7 protein-coding genes are annotated in these 4838 nt (G+C 45.2%); 5 read left to right on the forward strand and 2 right to left on the reverse strand.

Annotated features, from left to right (window positions below; translation table 11 throughout):
* The first annotated feature begins 403 nt into the window (after window positions 1-403).
* From AKL11_RS06205 to AKL11_RS06225, 4 genes are all read left to right on the forward strand, one after another.
* Window positions 404-934 (forward strand): hypothetical protein, encoded by a 531-nt coding sequence (locus AKL11_RS06205; RefSeq protein WP_067515733.1) that lies wholly within the window; start codon window positions 404-406, stop codon window positions 932-934.
* A 225-nt stretch (window positions 935-1159) separates the two neighbouring features.
* Window positions 1160-1444, forward strand: coding sequence for a hypothetical protein (locus AKL11_RS06215; protein ID WP_157673434.1), 285 nt, complete (start codon window positions 1160-1162; stop codon window positions 1442-1444).
* Window positions 1445-1536: 92 nt separating this feature from the next.
* Window positions 1537-2466 carry a UPF0236 family transposase-like protein gene (locus AKL11_RS06220; protein ID WP_301335672.1) on the forward strand — a complete coding sequence of 310 codons (930 nt, stop codon included), beginning with the start codon at window positions 1537-1539 and terminating at the stop codon, window positions 2464-2466.
* A gap of 168 nt (window positions 2467-2634) precedes the next feature.
* Complete coding sequence (locus AKL11_RS06225) at window positions 2635-3351, forward strand: hypothetical protein (protein WP_157673435.1); 717 nt, start codon at window positions 2635-2637, stop codon at window positions 3349-3351.
* A 494-nt stretch (window positions 3352-3845) separates the two neighbouring features.
* On the opposite strand, the gene AKL11_RS06235 is transcribed toward AKL11_RS06225, so the two are convergent.
* Window positions 3846-4349 (reverse strand): helix-turn-helix domain-containing protein, encoded by a 504-nt coding sequence (locus AKL11_RS06235; RefSeq protein WP_067515739.1) that lies wholly within the window; start codon window positions 4347-4349, stop codon window positions 3846-3848.
* Window positions 4350-4448: 99 nt separating this feature from the next.
* Between AKL11_RS06235 and AKL11_RS26420 the strand changes: the two genes are divergently transcribed.
* A complete protein-coding gene (locus AKL11_RS26420; protein WP_301335649.1) occupies window positions 4449-4583 on the forward strand; it encodes a hypothetical protein in 135 nt (44 codons plus the stop codon).
* A 49-nt stretch (window positions 4584-4632) separates the two neighbouring features.
* Here the strand turns inward: AKL11_RS26420 and AKL11_RS25880 are convergent.
* A partial coding sequence (locus tag AKL11_RS25880) for a transposase (RefSeq protein ID WP_157673749.1) occupies window positions 4633-4838 on the reverse strand: 206 nt, incomplete at its 5' end.

Raw genomic sequence — 4838 nt, forward strand, 5'->3', positions numbered from 1 at the left:
AAGAGACTGACGACATAAACAGCACTTCCAGACTGGATTCTGTGATTTTTGACTTTATTGCGGCCCATCTCCGGTTTTTACTTTCAAGTCCGACAGCCTCCTAGAGCATCTGACATCATTAGTTGGCGCTATAGATGAAAACCAGAGTCAGGATGAACTGATTCAGCTTCTGGTCACCATTACAGAAAAAGCACCACCTTCTTTCAAAATCATCATTGACGACGATGATGGTCAAGAGTTTTCCCTGTTACCTCCTGACCCCGTTAAACTCAAAAATGAAAACATTAAAGAGCTATTGCTGTTTTCATTGGGCCTGTTAAAAGATTTTGATGAAACCGAGTTCAAAGACTACAACGCTGGGCAAATTTAACAAGACATCAAGGCCACAGAAACGTTTCTGGAAGTGAATGGTCAGCAGATTCAGGCGAGTAATGAAGAAACAGACTGGAAAGCACAATTTGATAGTTATAAAAATCGCAAATCTACTATCTCTCTACCACCACCTCCGCTGGGAACTTCTCAAAGAGCCAACTACAAAACCATAACCCCTGATGAATTTTTAGCGGAAATGGAAAACCTTGGCGCTCAGACTGACAACCCCCATAATGGTTCCCTCTCCGCTAGTCCGCCGAAAGCAGCTCAACCTGAAGTAGAAGAAAGACCCAATGATTTTAGTATTGATGATCCAGATGATGGGTATCATTCAGATTCTGAACAAGACTTAGAAGACCTGCCTAGTCCATATCCATCTCACAATAACGATGGTGGATATGGTTCAGATGATGATACCTCTTCGACACTACGATTAAAAAAACATCGCCACCAAAGGCTGATTCTAACGAAGGTTTTGCCACGGAAGCTCCAATCATTGAACCTGAGCCAAGCAATCGTGGAAGCAAAGCTGCTGCCTTGGATGAACTTGCAGATCTGCTAGCAGATGACCTTGATGGAAAACCTCCAAGCCGAACAGAAAATGAAGATGAGCTGCAGGCAAACGAAGCCCCAATTGTTACACAAAGTCGGTATAAACCTATTGCTGCCCCTACTCCTGATCTTATCCCACCGGGTGAAATTAAATGTGCTCACCAGAGCCTTTTCATCCCCAAAAAACCAAGATTTGAACAATACTGTATGAGTATTTCTCAGCGGTTAGATCAATATGTCCTCGCCTGTTTCTCTTGCTGATAGACTTGCTGCCCACCYGATACTTGAACGTAGAGTGTCTGCCCTATTAGATATCGTTGAAGCTGAGTCTGGACAGCTCGATCGTGCCAGTGATGCTGAGGAGACCGTCAYACAGAACCTCCGTAGTATGGGTAACGAGCTTCTTACTGATTGGGGTGCCTGCAAAGAAAATCAGAAGTTTTCTGAGGCCTGCCTGAAACACCCCGACAGTAAAGTTCGAAAAAAAACACTCATTGGTTCAGCACTTACGGAAAAATAGGCGTCGTTGAGCGCTGTCCAACGATCGATCAACATCGATTCAGACCCTTTAGCCATGCTGCCCAGGTTCACTGCAGAGACTATTCTCTCACTATTCAACGCAAAATTGTCGACTTTGCTGCTGACTGCTCTTTCCAGGCAGCCTCTAAGAAAATGCACGAACATTACGGTATAGATATTCCTGAGTCGTCTGTACGTGCTATTACGCTTGAACATGCCAGTTGCATGCAAGAGGAAACCTTCATTCCCGAACAGAATTCTCAGGACTTCACCGGTGAAGCTGAGCAGTTTGTGGGCGAAATGGATGGCAGTATGATTCCTGTTGTTCTATTTAATGACGTAGAAGACGGAGACAAACGAAAAACGCGTAAAACGGAATGGCAAGAAGCCAAGYTTTGTCAGGTCTATAAGCTCGGCAGCAATGATAAGCGTCATCTGGCTACTATGAAAGGCCCTAATAAGGCCGGTGATCAGTGGTTAAACTGTGCTTTAGCACAAGGCTTTAATCCGAAGTCGTCTATTCACTGCGTAAGTGATGGAGCTACCTGGATTGCCAGCCAGGCAAAAAGGGTGTTTGGAAACCAAGGGAGCTACCTTGTCGACTATTACCATCTCTCTGAGTACTTTGCTGATGCAGCAGAAGAGTGCGTGGGCTATAAAAAGGCGGCTCGTATCGAGTGGCGGCATTGCCAACAGGAACGGATGAAGTCAGGAGATGTGARTGCAGTCATAGCAGAGCTTGATCAGCATAGAAATGGAAAGAAGGGCAAGGCCGCGAATAAGTCTGAGGAATGCCATCGATACATCAGAAACCGTCCAGGTCAGTTTGAATATGCGGCAGCGAGAGCGGTAAACCTTCCCATCGGTTCTGGTGAAATAGAGAGTGCGAACAGTTCAATAGTGCAAATGCGACTCAAGATACCCGGCGCCTGGTGGAAACCCGAGAACGCTGAAGCAATGCTTGGCTTAAGAACATTACGAGCTAACGGTGAATGGGATCAGTACTGGGAGCGCTTAGGGTAACCGGTGAAAGGACACTTTTAATTTCACCCTATCCCAGGAGTATTAGACAATGCTCTTCCACCAACTGGCGAGATAATAGAGTCAGACGTTGAGGATGAATTCCCTCTTCCTCCACCAGATTTGCTCACAGATGACATAGAAGTCGCGAACGCCTTATCAGAGCAACCTTTGGGAAGTGATCAGCCACCAGCTAGCGATGAGCCTTTAGCTGCCGAACAGTTGACAGCCACGACAGACCTGATTCCACCACAACCTGACCAAAGCACCGGAGAGCAAGCCACTGTTCTTGAGGCTGCTGAACTTCCTTCTTTCGAAAGCGCTGCCCAGAACGAGCCAGTAGAAACGCCGAGTCCACTGACAACCACAGAATTAGATAGCGGAAATGTATCACCCAGAAGAAATGTCTCCGGCCGTAAATATCTACGACCAAGCGCATTCTCAGGAGAAAGCCTTAACTTCAGCCGTGTTCAGCCACAGAAGAACGTTCAAACCTTTGGTTATCAGAAGTCTATCAATCTCCCCAAGTCCGTTCCTGATTTCATTGATGGTGCTGCGAGTACTATTGGAGAAGCGGCTCAAGCGAATGCAAAAGCCGTTTTTGAAAGGCTCAAAGAGGATGGGCAAGACGAAAAAATACTCGAAGCACTTGGCATTGGCAACCCCCTGCAAAGCAAGGAGGTAACACAGGCCTTGGATTTTTTGAATTTTGAAAATGGGTATGAGCGCAGTATTACCCAAAAGGGATCTCTTATACTTTCTGATGCAAGTGAAAAAACCGGTAAGAATAAGGTAGTACTCCATCCGACAGCATTTGATAAGAAGGTGTGGTCAATCGACCAGCCTTTCTCAAACATCGGATTCGAATGCGAAAGTCACACCAACTAAACTGAGTTTTTTGATTTTCTACAATAAGTAGACAATTTTACACATAGTAACCCACCTCCCTGCTTTGCTCGGGAAAATAGAACTATAGCTTTATCCATGGCTCAAAAAATTAGAATTCTTGCCACAGGTTATCTGCTTATTCTGGCAGCACCGGGTAAAGTCTCTTCAACTTAANTCTTCTACCAGAACAATTTTATCAACATCCTTGTAGCGACCATCCACCAATGCTTTGACCTGATGCGCCCAGTCGATCGCGGTTCTACTGTCGGTTACCTCTACATGCCGCCAACCAGCCAGTGGTTCGAAAATCATAAAGAGATTACTGACACCGTTACGCTCATACTCTGTGTCGTATCGTTCTGGATTACCGGGTTCAATAGGAATGGGATTACGTACCTCAATTAACTGCTGCTTGCTGGTCTCATCCAGACATRCCAACGGTCTTTTGGGGTCATATGGAAGCTTGTAAAGCTCCAGARTATCTTCCATGGCACTCACAAAGTTGGCGCTTTCTTCCTTGGGAATACACCATTCTTTTTTCTGCYAAGGCTTAAGTTCGTTTTTTTTAAAGATTCATGGATGGTGCTTCTGGATATTTCATCAATGTACTCCAGCTCGATCATCTTGTCCCTGAGGAGGTTTAACGTCCATCGCGCGTTTCCTTTTGGMSGTGCAGAACAGGTCAGAGCGATAAGGTRAGCCTCTAACTCACCATCCATTTTCCGTTTTCCTCCATGACGACTGTGCTTGCTATTGATCGCAACCTCTAATCCTTCCTCAGCAAGGCGTTGACGAAGACGACAGATAGTGAGCGGTTTCACGTTGAAGGCTTTAGCTGCCTGCTCATGGGTAAGCGGCGAGYGATTTTCATCGATGGCGAGYAAAATTTGTGCGTGGCGTTTTTTGTGTTGCGCAATTATTGGTTTTTCTTGTTTGATTAAAGCCTCAAGCATTGAGCGTTCATCATCACTTAAACGAACATGGTATTTAACGTTCATGACGGCTCCATCTTTTGTTGCAGTGGAGCTGTCAGGATAATACAAAATTCAGTCTATCATTTGACGGTGGATGGAGTAGTAGGTAGTAGCGATAGTTACATGATTAAAGTTAAAGGCGGCATTTATGATAGTTCCGGTGGTGGCGAACGCTTTAAACTTGTTATTGAAAATCGAGGAACATCCCAAGAATACGCGATGTTCGACTTGCAGATTTTTAACTTTGCATGGAAGTAAGTCCAACTAAAACTTTAAAAGCTGTACCAAAGTGGAGTTTCACTGATTTTTAAGCAGCAGCAATCAGGCTTTCAAACTGAATCGGTGCTTTCCCTGCACTGATATTCAGATATGAACCCATATTGTGTGCCAAAAGCTTCCTGGCTATACGCGAAGTCATATGCCACCTGTCTCGACAACGGCACCTTTCGATTTCAAATTGTTCTGCCAGCTGGCCAATAACTGTTTCAATCCTCCGTCGTACCCGCATGATTA

It is taken from the genome of Endozoicomonas ascidiicola, assembly GCF_001646945.1.
GTDB classification, from domain to species: domain Bacteria; phylum Pseudomonadota; class Gammaproteobacteria; order Pseudomonadales; family Endozoicomonadaceae; genus Endozoicomonas; species Endozoicomonas ascidiicola.

Coding starts and splice junctions, on each gene's coding strand:
- AKL11_RS26420 (WP_301335649.1), top strand. CDS start 4,449: ATGATTAAAGTTAAAGGCGGCATTTATGATAGTTCCGGTGGTGGCGAA.